Below are 17,303 nucleotides of genomic sequence, written 5' to 3' on the forward strand. Positions count from 1 at the left end.
GAACACGTCCCAGCTCACCACCTGGGACCGGCCCTCGACTTCCTTCCCGTCCGGCAGGCCCAGGTACAGCGCGTAATTGCGCTCGCGCTCCGGGTTGATGGCGTGGTTCTGCCAGGTGGTGGCTTGCTCGATTTCGTGGTCGAGCAGCTTGTCGAACGTTTCGGCATTGATCTTAGCCATTACACAATTCCAATCGATTTATAGGGTAGGTCGCCCTCCCAGGCCTTGCGACCGATGTCGCCGTAGGCGATGGCGTGGCGCCGCATCATGTAGGCGTAGCGCACGGCGTCCAGGATGTCGTCGCGCTTCTTCACGATCTTGCCCTTGGGGTCGCGGTGGTACTGCAGCACCTCGTCGAACAGGTCGCGCAGGCCGGCGAACACCTTGAAGCGGCCGGACAGCATCAGGTCACGGATTTCGAACAGGCCGGCTTCGACGCCGTTGCCGCCGTCTTCCCAGGTGGCCTGGTCGACCAGCATCGTGAAGCCGGCGTCCTCGTAGTACGACTTCTGCTGCAGCGCGCTGCCCTTCTCGGTCTGCAGGCCGTCGGCAGGCCAGGCGGTGGGCACGGTGGCGGCCCAGCCCTTGACGGCGCCCCAGGCCTCGATCGGCTTGGTCTTTTCCTTCTTCCAGGCCTTCGTGACGTAGAACATGTCGCCCTCGGGGTCAAACACCAGCTGCGCGTGCGCCTGCGGGTGGTCCCAGCCGAAGTCCATGCCGTCGATGACTCGGAAGTGGCGTGGGATGTCGAAGGGCTGGCAGGTGATGTCATCTTCGGCCAGGTCGTAAATTCGTCCGTGTCCCAGCATCGGGACTCCTTTCGTTCGCATATCGCGTTGGTGCGCCGGGTAGCTGGCCAGCAGGCCTTCCTTCGCCTCGGTGCTCAGGTGCGGCGCGTCGTCCCAGCCCTTCTGCATGTACTTCTGCACCGGCGACGGGTCGTCCATGAACTGGATCACCAGGCTGGTGCGGCCGTTCTCAGGCGTGAAGGTCAAGATGCCGCGGCCGCCGCGCTGCTGGTCGCCGGTGGCGGTTCGCGTGAGCACCTGGGGGAAGATCTCGTCGTCCTTCGGTTCCTCATCGATGTGGAACCAGTCGACGCTGTCGCCCATCAGGGCGTGCTGGCCCTGCGAGTACGACCAGAACTGGATTACCGCGTCGCCGGCCTGCACGTCCCCGCCGCCGATCTGGCGCACGTAGACGGTGCGCAGCGCGTTCGGCGTGCCGGCCATCGACTCGTAGCCCTTGATGTGCTCAGGCGGGATCAGGCCGCCGCTGAACGAGCTGCCATCCTTCCTGCCCAGGATCGGCTCCTGCAGCAGGTCGCGCGTCTTCTCGCCCGAGTAGCCCAAGCACCAGATCAGCGGCGCATGACCGAAGGTGTGGCCCTCCCAGTCGTCCGGATAGTCGCCCAGGGCGTGCACGGCATCGATGTAGGTGCCGGTGAATGTCTTGCCGATCCGGTTGGCCGCGATCAGGCAGACCTGCGAGTAATCCGCCGTGTTGGCGATGAACTCGCGCTGCCAGGCGTACAGCTTGGCGTACATGCGGCGGTAGCGGTAGACCTGGGCGCGGCGCTCGCGCTCTTGGAGTAGGGCCAGCAGCAGCTCCCGCTCAGCCCTATTCGCCGCTGTCATTGTTCGCTGCGGCGGCCAGTGCCGCGATCTTGGCGTCGAGCTGCTCGTCGGTCAGGTTGGTCACTTTGTGCTTGTGCTCCACGGCGCCGCCGCCTTCGCCAGTGAGCTGTAGCTGGCGGCCGTACTTGCGCGGCTTCATCTTCTGCGCCAACTCGACGCGCGCGTAGATTTGCAGCCTGGCCTTGGCCACGCCGATCTTGGTGCCCTTGGCGTTGTCGGCCAGCTCGACTACCTCATCGAGGTGGGTCTCGGCCTGCTCGTCGCGCGCCAGCTCGTACAGCTTGCGGAAATCTTCGTTCTCGGCCAGCCAGCGGAACACGGTGGCCTTGCTGGGCATGCCCGGCAGCTTGCAGATCGCCCGGATGCTCTTGTCGCCCTCCGCGACTGCGGCGCAGAACTGAGCGGCCAGCTTGGGCTTGTAGGTGGTCGCGGTCATGGTATTCGGTCAAAAAAATGCCCCGGCAGTTGTTGGGCTGGCCGGGGCGGGAACTCCGATCGATCTCGGAGAGGGGAGAACACGGTTGGGCGGCGGCGCGGCCGCGTGGAGCGCGATGCGTGTTTGCTCGAGCTGGAGCAGAACCAGCAGCCAGCGCCGCTCGTCGGGGATGGACAGCTGGAAGGGCATGGTTGCTCCGGTTGGGATAGGGGCCGGTTACAGCGTCCGGCGCCGGCTGCGCGGGTATCGCGCCGGCTGTCTGGCCAGTGCCAGGTCATGTTCATGTGGTCGTGGGTGCCGTCTTCGAAGTCTGGCCGGGCGGGGGCTCCGGCACTTCTCGGGCAAGTCTGACCCCGTGCGCGTTTCGTCGCGCTCTACGCTGCCGGCGTGCGGCAGAACGGCCGATCATGGCTTACTTGTGCATATGGCCCTCGCTGGTCATTGATCGGAAAGCAAAAAGCCCCGCGTCATCGCTGACTGCGGGGCTTCGTTGTTCGTCCTTCACGCCGGGGGCTCCCATCAGGGAAGCTCTACACGTCGGATTTCTGGACGGAATTAAGTTGTGAGCAGGAATTTACTGCTGAGATTTCCGGCTGTCAAGAGTTTTCGTCTTCGTCCACATCCTCATACACGACCATGGCTTGGGTGAACGTGTATATTCCGTTCTCCTCGACGACTGAAATACCGCCAATCGGCTGCCAGTCAAGGATCAGAGCCTCGCGGACTTCCTGCTCCAAGAGAAGCGGATCTTCGGCCTGCACCAACTGGTATTCGGTGATCTTTTTGTTCACGATGTCTCCTTGGAAAAATTTATTGTACATCTCCCAGGCAACTATCGATCGCGGGAGTTGTCTGACACCATGATTTCAAGCGCAGTCTGCGCCTGGCGGAACGCGGTGACGAACACGGTTGCCGGACGATGTGCCAGGCTCAGCTTGCGGCAGACCTCCTCCGGCCTGGACTGGTCGATGTAGCAGTAGCGCAGAAGCAGCCGGTCGCGGCGCGTGATGTGGCGCATGGCCAGTTCGATCGCGTGCGCGTCGGCCTCGTCCACCTTGCGCCGCTCGCCGCTAGGCTTCTCGCCCTCGGCCTCGCGCTGCAGTTGGTCGCAGAACTTGCCGGTGGCGCTGACGCCGACGGTGCGGGAAGGGCGGTAGACCCGCGCCCAGTTCTCCAGGCGCGAGCCGATGTCGCGGCGGTCGGTCAAAGCTTCTCCCTCGTCACGCGCTCGATCTCGACCTGGAGCGTGCCGTCGCTGTACTGCAGCAGGTCGATGTCGATCTTGCGTTTGCACGCCTCGACACGAATGCGCGAGAGCGCGGCCACGATCATGCGTGCGTCGGCTGCCAGCTCGGCGTCGGTCTTCTCGGCGATGGCGATCGTCATGGTGCCATCCTCCGCGCCGCCATCGAGGTCATCGCCACGCGCCACGCGAGGTCGACGCGCTCGCCCACCGTGTCGATCTTCTTGCCGTCCCGCTGCCAGGTGGACTGCTGCATCGCGAAGGGCAGGGCGGCCAGGAATGCACGATCGAGGAACGCCTGGCGCTCGCGCCGGCGGTGCGCCTCGTCACGAATGGTCTTCGCTTTCTTGCGGCCGGCCGCGTAGCAGCGGGCATAGGCGCGCTTCTCGATGGCTTCGATGTCCTCGCTCACGCTGCCTCCCGCACCGGCGCCACGCCCTCGATATGCTGGGCCAGCGCCAGGATAGCCAGCGCGTCCGCGTGGTTGTTGTCGACCGGCCGAAAGCCCTTGGCGCGCGCCGTCGCAACCATCTCGGCCTTGTCCGCGTTGCCCTTGCCCGTCCAGTGCTTTTTGACCTGTCCGACGCCGACCGGGCGCAGCGGGACGTTGTTGGCCGCGCACCACATCTCCAGGCATGCGAGGAAGCCGCCGTAGATGTGGGCCGCGATGGTGCCGGCGTGCTGCTTCACGTCCTCGTAGTAGACCGCGTGGATCTCACCGGCCGCGCGCTGCTCGCCCAGGAAGGCGCGGAACTTGAGCCAGCGGTGGCCGGGCTTTTCCATGGCGAGCGGCGCGAACTTGGCGCTGCCGCCGTGCACGATGCCGTTGCGGTCGGTGCGGGCCCAGCCGGTGGTGGTGCCGATGTCGATGGCCAGGATGTTCATGGGGTCGTTCTCCTTGTCGTTGTCGTGGCCCGGCGCGCGGCCGGGCGGGGTGGTGCGTTACTCGACGATCAGCCAGTCTTCGGCCAGCATGTCGGACTGCGATGCGAGCCAGCCTGGCAGCATCGCGCGGCGACCCTCGGCGTTCACAGTCCACATGTCGATGTGCGGCAGGATCTCGCAGGCCGGCTGCTGCAGCGCCTTGGCGTAGGGCGTTCCCTCGCGCAGCTCGGCGCGCGGCGTGCCTGGCACCAGGATCAGCCACATGCCCTTGCCGTTCCAGCCGGCGCGCGCCACGCGCTTGCCGTCCTTGAGCGCGAGCAGTGCGGTGCCGAAATCCAGGTCGGAGCCGGACCAGCACGCCCGGTTCTCTCCGGTGCCAGCCTGGCCGAGCGAGGCGTCCTTCTTTGCCTGCCCGATCTGGTACGGCATCCAGGTGGCGTAGTAACCGCCCTCTGGCACGTCCTGACCTTCCTGGATCAGCGGGACCATCGTCCGAGCGTGGGAAGTGCCCACGGCGTCGAACACGGCCAGGTTGACGATGTCGACCGGCTGGCCCTGCAAGACAGCGGCAATAATGGCCGCTACGGGCTCGCCTGCTGCTGGTGGCGAAAAGTCGGCATGCCGGGTGTTAGCTGCCGGATGGAACCAGACGACGCGGCCGACGGTGGGTGTGATCATGTTGCTTTTCTCCTATGGGTGCTGCGGTTGTGCGCTCGCGCGCGAAATGGTCTCGGTCAGGTGGGCATGTCGAAGCCGACCTTCTCGAACGTCCCCACGGATCCACCCGCGATCGGCAGGGCGGCCTGGTCGTTCGAGGCGTCGAGCACGCTGGCCAGCTCGGTCTTGAGCGCGGCCTCCAGGCGCTCGAGCCAACGCCAGCGTTTCTCGCCCAGGGGCTGCTCTCCGTTCGGGCGGATCCACAGCAGGTCGGGCCGGCCATGCGCGGTGAGCTCGCGCTCGATCGTGGCAAAGGCTGCGCGCGAAGCCTGGGTCCCGGGCTTGTCGTGGAAGCGGACGTCGTGCACCGCCATCGACAGCCATTGCAGGCGGCGCATCTCGTTCGTGATCATTTGGAACCGGCCTGCGGTGGCGCCGAAGTGGGCGAAGCACCACCACTCGGTGCTGCCGCTGGTGCTCGAGGACATCGAGCCGATGAGCGGGCAGCCGTAGGCGGCGCACAGGTGGGCAGGGCGATCGGCGATGCGATCCTCGTGGGTGTGGGTCATGCTGCACGTCCTTTCCGCTTGTCGATCTCGACCTGGATCCGGGCTGCGAAGTCAGGGTAGCTCTCGCTGCCACGGGCGAACATGCCGAACTCTCGGCCTTTGGCGTCGATGCCGGCGTTGCTTCGCTTCCAGGCCCAGTCGTCATCGCGCTGCTTCGGCTGCTTCGGTGCCGGCGGGTTCAGCAGCTCGACGATGATCGGGCGCAGGTAGGCGGTGTGGAACGGCTCGTCGCCCAGCGATTCTTTTGCCTTGGCAATCGCAGCGAGCAGCAGCTCGTCGGTGACGCGCTCGTCCTGTGCCCAGGTCACGGCGACGTCGGGATGGAAGGCGGTCACCCGCTTGACGCCGGCGCCGGTCAGCAGGGTGGCGATGGCCACGGCGCGCATGTCGGGGTTCACGCCCTGGTGCTGCGGGCGAGGCGGCAAGCGGTCGTCATCCTCGCCCGACTCCGGTTGAGTAGAGCCGCCGCTTCCAAGGGTTTTAGTCTGGAGTCTGGAGTCTGGAGTCTGGCTAAGGTTTTTTTCAAAACCCACATGGTTTCCAGAATCAAAACCGTTTGGGTTTTCGGTGGGTTTCTGTTCGGTTGCCGTTTTCTTCGGCCTCCCTCCCTTTTTCCCATTCTCCCGGTTCTGCTCCGCTTTCTCGCTGGCGTTGCCGATTTCCTCCTCGCAGCGGCCTTGCGTCCACAGCCCGTCGACCAGGGTGAAGAACTCGTCCAGAACGTTGGCGAGCGCCTGCAGCTCCTCCTTCGACCTGGCGCTGATGAGGCGCGCAGCCTTGTCTTCGGGGATACCGGCCTCGCGGGTGTAGTAGACGTCCATGAGGCGCGCGTAGATGCCGTGCTCGAGCAGCGACAGGTGGCCGGCCTTCTTTATGTAGTCGCCGATGTGGCGTTTGTAGAAATTCATCCGACCACCTTCGAGGTCGCTGCCTCGAGCTGCTGATACGAATCCCACATGCGCAGGCTGGCCAGTCGGGCGATGTCGACGGCCGCAGCGGCGCTGATCTTCTCGGCATGACGGTTCGGCTTCGCGCGGCGAATGCACGACACGGCTATTTCAGGCCGGTGGCCAACGGGCTTCGGGTAGCCGCTCTCATAGTCGCGGTGGAGTAGCAGGATGCCACTTTCCTTGGACGGAAGACTCGCCTCCAGGTCTGGCGTCCAGATTTCCTTCGGCAGGGCGTAGTAGTGCTTCCAGACCTTCGGCGGATGGCTGTTTGGCATGGGTGGCGCCGGCGGCCCGGCCAGGGCGTGGCCGCCCGTCGTCCCGGTGAACGGGAATGCCCAGCGCCGCGTCCACCACTTCTCCTTCTTCGCATCGGCGCGCAGGTCAGCGCGGCTGATCTTCACCTCCACGTCGATGATGCGCAGGTCATCCGTCACGACCAGCAGGTCGCATTCGTGGCCGGTCCAGGTGCAGTTCGGTACCGCCACCAGGTAGCGGCGCTTGAAGGTCTGCAGCGCGATCGCGCGGGCAATGAGGCGCTCGCTCCACAGGGCAGCGGTTGGCGTGGCCAATTCGGCGAGGTTCGTCATGGCGGCGACACCTTCGCCACCTGGGCCTGCTGCTTCGTGGTCGCGTGCCAGGTCAGCGCGCAGCGATCCCATTCAGCCTGCCAGGCCTCGATCGCCGGCGAATGCCAGTTGAAGCCGTGTTCGTCTCGGCCGGCGCCGCGGTTGAACGCGCGGCGGGCCTTCTCCTGGATCATGGCGATGCTGATGATCTGGTCGGTCATGGCTGACCTCCCGCCTTGCGCAGCTTCTCGGCCGTCTCGGTGAGGTCGTTGATGCTCTTATTCAGGCGGCCGTACTCGCGCGACTCTTCGCCGGTGCGGCGCGCGCGCTTGTACACCCTGTTGCGCACGGCGACGTTGTCGGCCATCGCAAGCAGCTTCGAGGCGTCAGGCGCCCGTGCTGGTGTGTCCATCTATTCGATTCCTTTGCTTCGTTGATTCCTGGTGGCGCAGTCGGAACCCATTAAAGATGCCTCCGGCCGGTGTTGATGCCGCGCGCCCGGCCTGCTGCACGCCCAGGACCCGGACAACGTCGGGATTCCTGCTGGTGCGACATGCCCGTACCATGCGTGCGCACGGCGTTGTTGCTCAGACCACGCAGGAAGGTGCTGCGCGCGATGCCGAACGACTGGCAGATGCGATCCAGGCCGGAAAGCTCGGCCGGGTTGAACAGCACTTCGACGGTTTCGGTTCGAGTCTTGGGGTTGAGGCTCATGTTGTTGCTCCTTGGTGATGCGGGTTACGGGGGAACTACTGGTGGGAAAGAGCCGGTCGGCAACAGGACCGGCGCAAAAAAACGCAGTGATTACTGCGGAGGGAACTCGGATGGACTTTGCTCGCCGGCGTCTTCGAAGACTTCGGGGCGAGCAAGGCGCAGGAACTTCAACTGAGCCTTTGGGATCCCGGTCTTTCGCCACTCGGAGACGGACGGTGGCTTTACCTCGCAGAGGCGGGCGGTCTCGGACGTACCGCCGAGCCGATCGATGATGATGTTGGGGTTGAAGGTGTCCATAAATCGCATTTTAGGCATACCTAAGAAAACGCGCAAGTATTTTTAGGCTTGCCTTATCTCGATTCATTTAGGATTACCTAATGGAAGACTGGAAACAAAGGTTGCGCGAGGCGCGAGAGGCCAAGGGCCTCAACAAGACGGCGTTTGCCAAAGCGATCGGCGTGTCCAACGCGACCGTAACGGACTGGGAGAAGAGCTTTTTCGACGGCGGAATCAAGGAAATTTCCGGCCCTCGGCTAACCAAGATATGCGAGGTATTGGGCGTGGATCCCCACTGGCTGCTGGACGGCCGCGCCTCGAACGCTCACACGGCATCTGCTGTACCTGGCGCAAGAGGGGTGCACGAGGCGGGTCCGGACGATCCAACCGTCACGCAAATAGCGAAGGTGAAGATCAAAGTGCAGGCCGGGATTACTGGCTTCCAGGTCGAGGCGGAGCACTACGACGGTGAGACAACAGGAGTGCCCACGGACTGGGTGCGACGCGAGCGCTACTCGGTGTCGGATCTGCTGGCCATTGTGGTTCGTGGCGACAGCATGGAGACTGCCTTGCACGATGGCGATGTGATTGTGGTGAACACTGCCGATAAGAAACTGGTCGATGGCGTGGTATATGCCATTAACTATGAAGGTGAGGTCGTTGTTAAGCGAGTACAGCGCGATGCTGGCATGTGGTGGCTAACTTCCGATAATGCCGACAAACAGAAATACCATCGTAAAGCTTGCAAGGGCGCAGAGTGCATTGTGATCGGTCGAGTTGTGAGAAAAGAGAGTACGCATATTTAATGAAGAACATTATACGAAGGCTGTTAGCCCTGGCACTACTCTTGCCCGGATTCGCTCAGTGTGCAAACTGGGAGCGCGTAGCTCAAGGGGGCGATACAACGGTAAATGTGGATATCGAAAGTATCGTTAAGCTAAAAAATGGAAAGCGAAAAGCTTGGGCAGAGTATCTAATGACGACGCCAGCGACGAGTAATGAGGGTAAGGTCTACTCGCGAGTGGTCAATATGTACATCATAGATTGTAGCGACAGGACTAGTGCCACCGAACGCGAGCTGCTCTATGACTCCGTTTTTGAAGGGAAGGTCGTACAAGATATCGCGATCCCACGTGCGAAATTAGAGTTTGCTGAAGTCGTTCCCGAATCGTTCGGCGAAAATGTATTGAATTTTGTTTGTAAGGCGAGCTTAAAAAAATAATCATCGCTGTGGTTGTTATGATTTTTTAGAGAAACGGTAAGATGACTGAAGAAAGTAAAGATAACCCAAATCCGATGAATGGAATTACCGGCGAGGACATTCGTGATTTCGTGGTTGAGAAAGTCACTATTCATACATGTCCTGCTTGCGCTCAAAATAATTGGTCCGTGATTGGGGACGAAGACCACACAATTAGTCTGATGGCGCTTCATAAGACAAGTGGCTTTGCTATACCTCCTCCTTCGATTCCAGTAGCTGCAATCGCCTGCAATAATTGCGGATATATCCGTTGCCATGCGCTTGGCCTTATCGCAACGTGGAAGGCGCAAAAGGGATGAATCTTCCAAATTTTCAACAACCGGAGAGAAAGGGCTTGTTGGGAATCAACGACGTAACTGAGCCTGGTCATGTACAATGGTCTCCCCCAGCAGATAGCTCTCTGAGCTGGATATTCCCTCAGCAGAAAACTACGTCTACAAAGGCAATGACCGATCTCAACCGTCAGGAAATCGACGCCAAGCTTGCCCAGAACAAGGCGGAGGTAGACGCGCGTCTAGCGAACTTCGACACGAGCATTAAGACGGGCTTCGCTGACCTACGGGCAGAGTTTGCGGCCCTGAGAACGGAGATCGCAGACGGACGAACCGATGCGGCAAAACAGAATCATGACTCTATGAAGTGGATTATCGCTACCGTGATTTCGACTGTTTCGATAAGTGTTGCGATCATTGGTTTGTTCATCAATCTGAGCAAGGGCGACAAGCAAACAATGCAGCAGCAGCCTGCTCCCATCGTCATTGCCGTTCCGAGTGCAGCAACCGCGCCAGCTATCGCGCCTCAGTTGCAGGCTGCTCCAACACCGACGCCAAAGTAAGCGGTCCAGTTCTCGCCAAGTAAGCCCGCCATGCGCGGGCTTTTTTGCGCCCGTGGGTCGGGCCGGCTGCGCTGGCTGGTTTGCCGCGTTGCCTCAGAGTGCAACAAAATTTAGGCATACCGAAAATAAGTCTTGCGTCCGAACTTAGGTATGCCTAAAATAACTCCATCGCAACCAAGCTCAGCACCCGCCGAGCAGCCGACTGGAGACGCCATGACCCGCATCGCCCCACCCCATGACCAGCACGAACAGCAGCTGATCAACATCACCCGCCAGAAGGCCGCGGGCCTCACCGCCGCCGTGCGCGCCGGCCAGCCGCAGGCCACGAAGCTGATCACCGAGCTGCTGGGCGACTACCTCACTGACGACCAGGCGATCGCCACGCTGATCCTCGAATCGCTGGCCGGCACGAACAGCCTGCAGGGCGTGCTCACCGACCTGATCTGGACCGAAGCCGAAGAAATGGCGCAGCGCGAAGTCGCTGCGCTCGAGCGCGAACAGCGCGCGCTGGCCGGCGACGACCGCATTGCCCGCCACCTGGACGCCCAGCCGGCGTAGACCCGAACGTGCGGCGCGCCCCGTCGAAGCGCGCCTTGCCTTGCCCGGGTCAGTGAACGGGACTGTGGGATCAGAGCATGCCCTGACACCCTGGAAAGACAGGGACCACAGAGCAAGGGCAGCACGGAAAGCAGACGTGCGGGAAGGGCGGGAACAAGCGCCCACCAGGGCAGGCGAGAGCCGCCGAGGTTCCGGTCATCGACACAATCAGCGCGGACGCGCCGAAGCCCCGAGAAGCGGAGCGATGACACCAGCTGGAGTAGCGCCCAGCACCTTGCTCTGTGGTGACCCGGTCGGCGCCAGCGCCTGCACCGCGACGAAGTAGGGCGCCCGGCCACCACCGCGGGGAAGCATGGAGCAGCACAGTTCCGCGTAAAGGCAAAGCCATGCACGGCCGCACCAGCGGCGCCGGAGACGTAACCGGCACCAACACGAAGCCGGCCGCGCCGGCGCCAACAAGGAGAGTAGGGATGACCGTTGCAACCGTCCGCATCGCCCGCGGCCCGTACCGCGTCCTGCGCCGCCTGGCGCGCAAGCTGACCAAGCCGTTGCGCCTGGCCGTAATCCGTCACCAGCTGGCCCTGAGCGAGGGCAACGCGCGCCACCTCGAGCTGGCGCGCGTCGAGGCGGTCGCGATGCTGCAGGCCGAGCACATGCGCCAGGTGAAGCTGATGCAGCGCCGCCAGCAGATCGAGCAGGGCTTCGCATGATCCGCCATATCCGCACCCAGTACCGCCTGTCCCTGCTGGCCGGCTTCGGCCCGCGCAAGGCGATCACCCGCGCGCTGCGCACCTACGTTTTCGGTTTTTGACCCAGGAGAGCAACTTGAACGCACCACAGACCACTTCCAACGCGCTGGCCACCCGCCAGGACAACATGCCGGTGCGCGCCGGCTTCTTCGACGCCGCGGGCTTCGACCTGATGCAGCGCGTGGCGAAGGCCTTCTCCAGCTCGACGCTGGTGCCGGCGCAGTACCAGAACCAGGTCGCGAACTGCATGATCGCGCTGAACCTGGCGCAGCGCCTGAAGGCCGACGAGCTGATGGTGATGCAGAACCTGTACATCGTGCACGGCAATCCGGGTTGGTCGTCGAAGTTCCTGATCGCAAGCGTGAATACGTGCGGTCGCTTCTCGGCGCTGCGCTACGAATGGCGCGGCGAGAAGAACGCAGCGGACTTCGGTTGCCGGGCGTGGGCGATCGAGCGCGAGAGCGGCGAGCGTCTCGATGGCGCCTGGGTCGACTGGAGCATGGTGCGTGCGGAGGGCTGGGACAAGAAGAACGGCTCGAAGTGGAAGACGATGCCGGAGCAGATGTTCATCTATCGCGCGGCCGCGTTCTGGCAGCGCGCTTACGCCCCCGAGATCAGCATGGGCCTGAGTACGGCCGAGGAAATGCAGGACGTCATCGACATCTCGGCCGACGGCAGCTACACGATCACCCAGGAACCGCAGCGCGCTGATGTGCGCCAGGCGAACGCGGTGGAGCAGAGCTCCCAGGAACCGCCGACCTGCAGCGCCGAACACTTCGAAGCCAAGACGACTGAATGGCGCGACCTCATCCAGTCCGGCAAGAAGACCGTGCCGCAGCTGATCGCGATGATCCAGACCCGCCAGACCCTCACCGAGGACCAGAAGCTGACGATCGACAGCTGGGCCCACGAAAACGACTGAACCATCACCACGATACGGAGAAGAAGATGATGCAAATCCATGACCTCGTCCAGGGCAGCACCGACTGGGACCTGTTCCGCCTGGAGCGCTTCGGCGCCAGCGAGGCGGCCGCCATGCTGGGTATCTCGACGCGCGTGCGCCGCACCGAGCTGCTGCACATGAAGCACACCGGCACGCCGAAGGAATTCAGCGACTGGGTCCAGGCGAACATCCTGGACTACGGCCATCACGTGGAAGCGCTGGCGCGCCCGTTGGTCGAGGACCTGATCGGTACCGAGCTGTATCCAGTCACCTGTTCGTTGGGCCGCAAATCGGCATCGTGCGACGGCCTCACCATGGCCGGCGACGTCGCCTTCGAGCACAAGCAATGGAACCAGGCGCTGGCCGATGCGATCGCCGCCGGCGAGCTGCCGGACGAGTACATGCCGCAGCCGCAGCAGATCATGATGGTGACCGGCTGCAGCAAGGTCGTGTTCGTGTGCTCGGACGGCACGCTGGACAACTTCGTGCACATGGACGTGCTTCCGGATCCAGCCTGGCACGAGCGGATCGACGCCGGCTGGGCCCAGTTCGAGAAGGACCTGGCCACCTACGAGCCGGCCAACTACGCGCCGAAGCCGGAAGCCGATCCGATCATGGCGCTGCCGGCGCTGCGCATTGAGATCCGCGGCGAGGTGGCAACCACCAACCTGCCGACCTTCAAGGCGAAAGCCGAGCGCTTCATCGCCAGCATCAAGACCGACCTGGTGACCGACGAGGACTTCGCCAACGCGGAGGCCAACGTCAAGTTCTGCGAGCAGGCCGAGAAAGACCTGGAACAGGCGAAGCGCGCCGCGCTCGAGCAGACCGCCGACATCGCGGACCTGATGCGCACCATCGATCACATCGCCGAGCAGCTGCGCGGCAAGCGCCTGACCTTGCAGAAGACGGTCAAGGACAAGAAGGAACTGATCAAGGCCGGCATCCTGGCCAACGCCAAGCAGGCCTTCGCCGACTACGTGGCGGCACTCGACAAGGAAATCGCTCCGCTGCGCCTGGTGTTCCAGGCTCGCGACTTCGCCGGCGCCATGAAGAACAAGCGCACCCTGGCCACGCTGCAGGACGCGGTCGACACCGAGCTGGCCAACGGCAAGATTGCCGTCGACGCGATCGCCGCCGGCGTCCGCGCGCGCCTGTCCTGGTATCGCGAGCATGCGGCCGGGCATGAGTTCCTGTTCGCCGACCTGCAGTCAGTCATCCAGAAGCCGGACGAGGATTTCCGCCTGGCAGTGCAGACCCGCATCGATGCGCACAAGCGCCAGGAGGCCGAGAAGGCCGAGCGCCTGCGCCAGGAGCAGGAAGCGGCGCGCCAGCGCGCGGAAGCCGCGGCACAGGCCCAGGCAGAAGCCGAAGCGCTCGCACGTGATGAAGCTGCTGCGCGAGCCGCGGCAAACGCGATTGCGGCCACCGGCGCATCGGCGCCGGGCCAGGCCGAGCTGGTGCCGAACAAGGCTTGGCCTTTCCCGACCGATGGCGCCGCAGTGACGCCGATCGAGACCGCGCGCCCGGCCGCCACCAGCACCACGCCACCGACCCTGCGCCTGGGCCACATCGCAGAGCGCCTTGGCTTCGCGCTCACCGCCGACTTCCTGGCCAGCCTAGGCTTCGCCGCCGCCGGCCGCGACCGCGCCGCGGTGCTGTACCACGAGTCCGACTTCCCGGCCATCTGCACCGCGCTGATCGGCCACATCACCAACGTGCGCAGCGCCCGCGCTGCAGCGTAATAACCCACCACCAACAGAGGAGAAACAGCATGAACACCACCGAGATCAGTATCACCATGGCACCCGTCGAATCGTCGCAGATCGCAGCGATCGGTCACGACGCCAACAACAGCATCCTCGCCATCCAGTTCAAGCGCGGTACCAGCGTGGGCAACACCTATCACTACCAGAACTTCGACGCCGAGCAGTTCGCCCAGCTGCAGGCGGCGCCGTCGGTCGGCTCGCACTTCTACAAGAACATCAAGCCGTTTGCCGAGAAGTTCCCCTACGCGAAGATCGACTGACCATGAGGACGCAGCGCCTCTCCACCTGGTTGGCCCTGCGCTGTCGGGAGCCGCTGTTCCAGCGGTTCCTGCGCGTGCCGGACGAGCAAACAGCGGTGCGCAGCGTGCGCGCCATCTGCGAGGTGAAGTCGCGCGGCGAGATCGACCGCAACCCCACGGCGGCGCAGCGCTTCCACGACTTTATCCGCAAACCGTACCTCGTTTTTGCCCTCGACCCCAAGAACCATATCCAGGAGAACTGACCGATGTTCCAACTGAAAGACCAGAAAGCCAAGCTGACCAGTGTGAACCCGCGCGCCGAGCTGCACGGCGACCAGCCCAAGCCAGCATGCGACCTCATGATCGAGGTGGCCTGCGCTAGCTCCGTGCTGAACGACTTCCATCCCGATCTGCGCGCCATGCTCTACAAGAGGGACGAGAACCCCGATCTGGTCGAGCAGCTCGAAGGCGACAGCATGACCGCGCTGCGCCTGCCGAAGCTCGGCCCCATGAAGTGGGATCAGGAGTGCACTGGTTATTCGGTGGAGGTCGATTACGGCATGGGCGGCGACAGCAACATCGTCCTGGGCGACGTTAAGGTCGACAAGTTCAAGTTCACCGCCCAGGAAGGCGGCACCGTCACCGTGCAGTGCCGGATTATCGCGCATCCGGACGAAAAGGTGATCGGCCCGCTGTGCAACTTCATCCAGCGCGACATCATCCTGTCGATCACGCCGCCGGCGCCGCAGACCGTGCAGGAGCTGTTCGGCGAAGACGCGCCGAAGAAGGCGGCCTGATCATGGCGCGCGACCAACATTCACAGGGTGCGCTCTCCAGGCTGAGCATGCACCACCGCACGGCCGCGCGCGAAGCGGCCATGGCGAAAGCCCAGGAGTTGCTGGCCAACGGCCCGTTGACGGCTGCGGAGTTGATCGCAGGCCTGGACGTGAACCGCAGCACCGGCTTTGCCTACCTGCGCAAGCTGCGCGCCGCCGGCAAGGTCTATGCGACTGACGAGAAGCGCGACGGCCTGGCGCTGTATGCGCTCGGCACCGAGCCCGGCCTGGCCTGCTCCGACGACGAGATCGATGCGGTGTTCGAGCTTAAGCAGTACGCCGCCCGGGCTGGCCAGGTCGGCATGTGGCGGGATCCACTGGTGGCGGCGCTGTTCGGGCCCGCGCGGGGAGCAGCAGCGTGAGCGCGCCGACGTGGATCGATGCGTCGACGGTGCTGCCCGACGACGACATCCTGGTGCTGATCGCGCTGGACGATGGCGAGGTTTGGCCAGCCGTCCGCGATAACGACCGCTGGATCTACGTCAGCGGCGCCGAGGTCACGGAGACCGTCACGCACTGGATGCATCTGCCGGCGGCACCAGCGCGAGGTGCGGCATGCTGAAACTGCAGATCAAGGACTCAGGCGCCTGGCGCAATGTGATGACCTTCCCGGCGGCGCAGCGCGATCGCGTCGAAATAGCCGCGGCCGCGCTGCTCGAGGTGGGCGGTGCCGGCAAGTCGGCGATGCGCGTGGTCGACGGTGAAACGGTGGTGGCGCGCTGCGAACAGCCGGCGTGCCAATGGAGGGCAGCATGACGAAGTCGCGTGGCATCAACGCACCGAAGGCGGTATGGACTGAAGACCAGCTCGATTTGCTGTGCACGTTCTACCCGAACTTCAAGACCGAGGATATCGCATTCATGGTGGGGCATTCGTTGCAGACCGTCTACCGGAAGGCGAACAGCCTGGGCCTGAAGAAAACGGCCGAGTTTGTTGCGGCGGAGTCGGCGCGCCAGATGGACCGGCCGGATCATCCAGCGCGTGCATGCCGGTTCCAAAAAGGTCTGGTGCCGTGGAATAAGGGCGTCAGGGGTGTTGCCGGCGTCCAGGAGGCTTGCCGTGCCACCCACTTCAAGCCGGGGCAGATGCCGCATAACACGCTCCCGATCGGGAGCCTGAAGCTGGACAAAGACAACGTGCTGCTCCGCAAGGTCAGCAACAACAAGGGTAACAACAGCGCTCGCTGGCGCAGCGTGCATGAGCTGGTATGGATCGAGGCGAATGGCCCGGTGCCGCCGAAGCACATGGTGGTATTCCGGCCCGGGATGCGCACCAACGTGCTTGAGGAGATCACGATCGACCGGGTCGAGTGCATCAGCTTGGCCGAGAACATGAAGCGAAACACGCGGCACAACCTGCCGCCCGAACTAAACGAGGTGATCCAGCTGCGTGCTGTACTCACCCGCCAGATCAACAAGAGGATGAAAAATTATGAGCACGAAGAACATCGCTGACCTTCGCGAACTGCTGTTCGAGACCATCGAGGGCGTGAAGGTTGGACGTCTGGACATCGACCGCGCGAAGGTCATTGGCGACCTGTCCCAGGTGATGGTGAACACGGCAAAGGTCGAGGTCGAGTATGCGAAGGCCACGGGCCAGAAGGGTACCGGCTTCCTGGAAGAAGCTGAAGCGCTGCCGCCTGGGATCACCGGTATTCGGCAACATCGGCTGGGCGGTTAACCCCTGAACGCGAGCGCTTCAGAAATCGAGCAGATTGACGGTCTTGCGAAGTTTGGTCACCGCGCTGTACATGAGGGATTTGGTGCGACGGTCAGCGCCGCGCCAGTTGACGTCCCAGTTACGTCCTTCTGCGTCGCCTGTACTTCGCACGATCCATCCCTCAAATGCGCACCTGGGGCCTGCCATATCTGCAGCGTATTTGAGAATCTCGTTCAAGGTGCGCTCGGTAAGTAGCCGTCTGCCATTCACTCGCTGTGCAGCTTCGAGCAACCTGTAAATCCGCTGGGCTGTCTCAAGGTCTGGAAAAGAAACCGGGGAGTGCTCCAAGATCAAGTAGGTGGGAAGGATGGTCGTCTCGCCGCTGCGCCAGATAAATCGCCCGCTGACTTTTTTGAAAATGGGTTCGCTCATGCTTGTCCTGGGAGTTGGTGGCCGAACTCTACACCTTCTCAAACTATTTGTCATCAAACAACAATTTTGCTTCGCCAATATCAGATTTGGCA

Annotated in this window: 34 protein-coding genes; 16 read left to right on the forward strand and 18 right to left on the reverse strand. The window is 63.2% G+C overall.

The features are described 5' to 3' along the window. The 16 genes from J3U95_RS18385 to J3U95_RS18460 all read right to left on the reverse strand — a co-directional run. On the reverse strand, positions 1 to 180 hold a 180-nt coding region (locus J3U95_RS18385), incomplete at its 3' end, for a portal protein (protein ID WP_208280117.1). Beyond that, positions 180 to 1,637, reverse strand: a complete 1,458-nt coding sequence (locus tag J3U95_RS18390; RefSeq protein WP_208280118.1) for a phage terminase large subunit family protein — start codon at positions 1,635 to 1,637, stop codon at positions 180 to 182. The genes J3U95_RS18385 and J3U95_RS18390, both read right to left, overlap by 1 nt. Beyond that, positions 1,621 to 2,073, reverse strand: a complete 453-nt coding sequence (locus J3U95_RS18395) for a terminase small subunit-like protein (RefSeq protein ID WP_208280119.1) — start codon at positions 2,071 to 2,073, stop codon at positions 1,621 to 1,623. The genes J3U95_RS18390 and J3U95_RS18395 overlap by 17 nt, the downstream gene beginning before the upstream one ends. Positions 2,074 to 2,669: 596 nt before the next feature. Continuing rightward, positions 2,670 to 2,864 carry a DUF1737 domain-containing protein gene (locus J3U95_RS18400; protein ID WP_208280120.1) on the reverse strand — a complete coding sequence of 65 codons (195 nt, stop codon included), beginning with the start codon at positions 2,862 to 2,864 and terminating at the stop codon, positions 2,670 to 2,672. 41 nt (positions 2,865 to 2,905) lie between these two features. Continuing rightward, entirely contained in the window at positions 2,906 to 3,280 is a 375-nt protein-coding gene (locus J3U95_RS18405) for a hypothetical protein (RefSeq protein WP_208280121.1), read from the reverse strand. Beyond that, on the reverse strand, positions 3,277 to 3,459 hold the full coding sequence (locus tag J3U95_RS18410) for a hypothetical protein (protein WP_208280122.1): 183 nt from the start codon (positions 3,457 to 3,459) through the stop codon (positions 3,277 to 3,279). The genes J3U95_RS18405 and J3U95_RS18410 overlap by 4 nt, the downstream gene beginning before the upstream one ends. After that, positions 3,456 to 3,728, reverse strand: a complete 273-nt coding sequence (locus J3U95_RS18415; protein ID WP_208280123.1) for a hypothetical protein — start codon at positions 3,726 to 3,728, stop codon at positions 3,456 to 3,458. Before J3U95_RS18415 ends, J3U95_RS18410 begins: the two co-directional genes overlap by 4 nt. Then, the gene (locus J3U95_RS18420; protein WP_208280124.1) at positions 3,725 to 4,201 is read right to left on the reverse strand and encodes a hypothetical protein; all 477 of its coding nucleotides are present in this window, start codon (positions 4,199 to 4,201) and stop codon (positions 3,725 to 3,727) included. The genes J3U95_RS18415 and J3U95_RS18420 overlap by 4 nt, the downstream gene beginning before the upstream one ends. Before the next feature lie 57 nt (positions 4,202 to 4,258). Beyond that, entirely contained in the window at positions 4,259 to 4,879 is a 621-nt protein-coding gene (locus J3U95_RS18425; protein WP_208280125.1) for a DUF2829 domain-containing protein, read from the reverse strand. Between the two features lie 56 nt (positions 4,880 to 4,935). Then, positions 4,936 to 5,427, reverse strand: coding sequence for a hypothetical protein (locus J3U95_RS18430; RefSeq protein WP_208280126.1), 492 nt, complete (start codon positions 5,425 to 5,427; stop codon positions 4,936 to 4,938). Continuing rightward, on the reverse strand, positions 5,424 to 6,335 hold the full coding sequence (locus J3U95_RS18435; protein WP_208280127.1) for a YdaU family protein: 912 nt from the start codon (positions 6,333 to 6,335) through the stop codon (positions 5,424 to 5,426). The genes J3U95_RS18430 and J3U95_RS18435 overlap by 4 nt, the downstream gene beginning before the upstream one ends. Next, positions 6,332 to 6,964 (reverse strand): hypothetical protein, encoded by a 633-nt coding sequence (locus J3U95_RS18440; protein WP_208280128.1) that lies wholly within the window; start codon positions 6,962 to 6,964, stop codon positions 6,332 to 6,334. The genes J3U95_RS18435 and J3U95_RS18440 overlap by 4 nt, the downstream gene beginning before the upstream one ends. Next, positions 6,961 to 7,164, reverse strand: a complete 204-nt coding sequence (locus J3U95_RS18445; protein WP_208280129.1) for a hypothetical protein — start codon at positions 7,162 to 7,164, stop codon at positions 6,961 to 6,963. Before J3U95_RS18445 ends, J3U95_RS18440 begins: the two co-directional genes overlap by 4 nt. After that, complete coding sequence (locus J3U95_RS18450; RefSeq protein ID WP_208280130.1) at positions 7,161 to 7,355, reverse strand: hypothetical protein; 195 nt, start codon at positions 7,353 to 7,355, stop codon at positions 7,161 to 7,163. The genes J3U95_RS18445 and J3U95_RS18450 overlap by 4 nt, the downstream gene beginning before the upstream one ends. A gap of 50 nt (positions 7,356 to 7,405) precedes the next feature. Beyond that, positions 7,406 to 7,657 (reverse strand): hypothetical protein, encoded by a 252-nt coding sequence (locus tag J3U95_RS18455; RefSeq protein ID WP_208280131.1) that lies wholly within the window; start codon positions 7,655 to 7,657, stop codon positions 7,406 to 7,408. A gap of 90 nt (positions 7,658 to 7,747) precedes the next feature. Further along, positions 7,748 to 7,954: a helix-turn-helix domain-containing protein gene (locus J3U95_RS18460; protein WP_208280132.1), complete on the reverse strand. Its 207-nt coding sequence runs from the start codon at positions 7,952 to 7,954 to the stop codon at positions 7,748 to 7,750. Between the two features lie 80 nt (positions 7,955 to 8,034). Between J3U95_RS18460 and J3U95_RS18465 the strand changes: the two genes are divergently transcribed. From J3U95_RS18465 to J3U95_RS18485, 5 genes are all read left to right on the forward strand, one after another. Beyond that, on the forward strand, positions 8,035 to 8,739 hold the full coding sequence (locus tag J3U95_RS18465; protein WP_229519936.1) for an XRE family transcriptional regulator: 705 nt from the start codon (positions 8,035 to 8,037) through the stop codon (positions 8,737 to 8,739). Further along, complete coding sequence (locus J3U95_RS18470) at positions 8,739 to 9,155, forward strand: surface-adhesin E family protein (RefSeq protein ID WP_208280133.1); 417 nt, start codon at positions 8,739 to 8,741, stop codon at positions 9,153 to 9,155. The genes J3U95_RS18465 and J3U95_RS18470 overlap by 1 nt, the downstream gene beginning before the upstream one ends. 41 nt (positions 9,156 to 9,196) lie before the next feature. After that, on the forward strand, positions 9,197 to 9,493 hold the full coding sequence (locus J3U95_RS18475) for a hypothetical protein (RefSeq protein ID WP_208280134.1): 297 nt from the start codon (positions 9,197 to 9,199) through the stop codon (positions 9,491 to 9,493). A gap of 146 nt (positions 9,494 to 9,639) precedes the next feature. Beyond that, positions 9,640 to 10,029 (forward strand): CCDC90 family protein, encoded by a 390-nt coding sequence (locus tag J3U95_RS18480; protein ID WP_208280135.1) that lies wholly within the window; start codon positions 9,640 to 9,642, stop codon positions 10,027 to 10,029. Positions 10,030 to 10,242: 213 nt separating this feature from the next. Then, positions 10,243 to 10,587, forward strand: coding sequence for a hypothetical protein (locus tag J3U95_RS18485; protein ID WP_208280136.1), 345 nt, complete (start codon positions 10,243 to 10,245; stop codon positions 10,585 to 10,587). A 207-nt stretch (positions 10,588 to 10,794) separates the two neighbouring features. Here the strand turns inward: J3U95_RS18485 and J3U95_RS18490 are convergent, their stop codons facing one another. After that, positions 10,795 to 10,941, reverse strand: coding sequence for a hypothetical protein (locus J3U95_RS18490; protein WP_208280137.1), 147 nt, complete (start codon positions 10,939 to 10,941; stop codon positions 10,795 to 10,797). Between the two features lie 116 nt (positions 10,942 to 11,057). Here J3U95_RS18490 and J3U95_RS18495 point away from each other — a divergent pair, with 116 nt between their 5' ends. The 11 genes from J3U95_RS18495 (at position 11,058) to J3U95_RS18545 (ending at position 16,800) form a co-directional block, all read left to right on the forward strand. Further along, positions 11,058 to 11,297, forward strand: a complete 240-nt coding sequence (locus tag J3U95_RS18495; RefSeq protein ID WP_208280138.1) for a hypothetical protein — start codon at positions 11,058 to 11,060, stop codon at positions 11,295 to 11,297. Between the two features lie 115 nt (positions 11,298 to 11,412). After that, positions 11,413 to 12,258 carry a recombinase family protein gene (locus J3U95_RS18500; RefSeq protein ID WP_208280139.1) on the forward strand — a complete coding sequence of 282 codons (846 nt, stop codon included), beginning with the start codon at positions 11,413 to 11,415 and terminating at the stop codon, positions 12,256 to 12,258. Between the two features lie 26 nt (positions 12,259 to 12,284). Beyond that, entirely contained in the window at positions 12,285 to 14,021 is a 1,737-nt protein-coding gene (locus J3U95_RS18505; protein WP_229519937.1) for a YqaJ viral recombinase family protein, read from the forward strand. Between the two features lie 29 nt (positions 14,022 to 14,050). Then, positions 14,051 to 14,305 (forward strand): KTSC domain-containing protein, encoded by a 255-nt coding sequence (locus J3U95_RS18510; protein ID WP_208280140.1) that lies wholly within the window; start codon positions 14,051 to 14,053, stop codon positions 14,303 to 14,305. 2 nt (positions 14,306 to 14,307) lie between these two features. Then, positions 14,308 to 14,547: a hypothetical protein gene (locus J3U95_RS18515; protein ID WP_208280141.1), complete on the forward strand. Its 240-nt coding sequence runs from the start codon at positions 14,308 to 14,310 to the stop codon at positions 14,545 to 14,547. Between the two features lie 3 nt (positions 14,548 to 14,550). Next, positions 14,551 to 15,081, forward strand: coding sequence for a hypothetical protein (locus J3U95_RS18520; protein WP_208280142.1), 531 nt, complete (start codon positions 14,551 to 14,553; stop codon positions 15,079 to 15,081). 47 nt (positions 15,082 to 15,128) lie between these two features. After that, positions 15,129 to 15,482 carry a helix-turn-helix domain-containing protein gene (locus J3U95_RS18525; protein WP_208280143.1) on the forward strand — a complete coding sequence of 118 codons (354 nt, stop codon included), beginning with the start codon at positions 15,129 to 15,131 and terminating at the stop codon, positions 15,480 to 15,482. Beyond that, positions 15,479 to 15,682 carry a DUF551 domain-containing protein gene (locus J3U95_RS18530; protein ID WP_208280144.1) on the forward strand — a complete coding sequence of 68 codons (204 nt, stop codon included), beginning with the start codon at positions 15,479 to 15,481 and terminating at the stop codon, positions 15,680 to 15,682. The genes J3U95_RS18525 and J3U95_RS18530 overlap by 4 nt, the downstream gene beginning before the upstream one ends. Continuing rightward, complete coding sequence (locus J3U95_RS18535; RefSeq protein ID WP_208280145.1) at positions 15,676 to 15,876, forward strand: hypothetical protein; 201 nt, start codon at positions 15,676 to 15,678, stop codon at positions 15,874 to 15,876. Before J3U95_RS18530 ends, J3U95_RS18535 begins: the two co-directional genes overlap by 7 nt. After that, positions 15,873 to 16,574: an HNH endonuclease family protein gene (locus J3U95_RS18540; protein ID WP_208280146.1), complete on the forward strand. Its 702-nt coding sequence runs from the start codon at positions 15,873 to 15,875 to the stop codon at positions 16,572 to 16,574. The genes J3U95_RS18535 and J3U95_RS18540 overlap by 4 nt, the downstream gene beginning before the upstream one ends. Next, positions 16,552 to 16,800, forward strand: coding sequence for a hypothetical protein (locus tag J3U95_RS18545; RefSeq protein ID WP_229519938.1), 249 nt, complete (start codon positions 16,552 to 16,554; stop codon positions 16,798 to 16,800). The genes J3U95_RS18540 and J3U95_RS18545 overlap by 23 nt, the downstream gene beginning before the upstream one ends. An 18-nt stretch (positions 16,801 to 16,818) precedes the next feature. Here J3U95_RS18545 and J3U95_RS18550 read toward each other — a convergent pair whose 3' ends face one another. Continuing rightward, on the reverse strand, positions 16,819 to 17,211 hold the full coding sequence (locus J3U95_RS18550) for a hypothetical protein (RefSeq protein WP_208280147.1): 393 nt from the start codon (positions 17,209 to 17,211) through the stop codon (positions 16,819 to 16,821). Between the last annotated feature and the right edge of the window lie 92 nt (positions 17,212 to 17,303).

Origin of the sequence: Massilia oculi (genome assembly GCF_017582745.1) — a bacterium.
In the GTDB taxonomy this organism is placed as follows: domain Bacteria; phylum Pseudomonadota; class Gammaproteobacteria; order Burkholderiales; family Burkholderiaceae_D; genus Telluria; species Telluria oculi_A.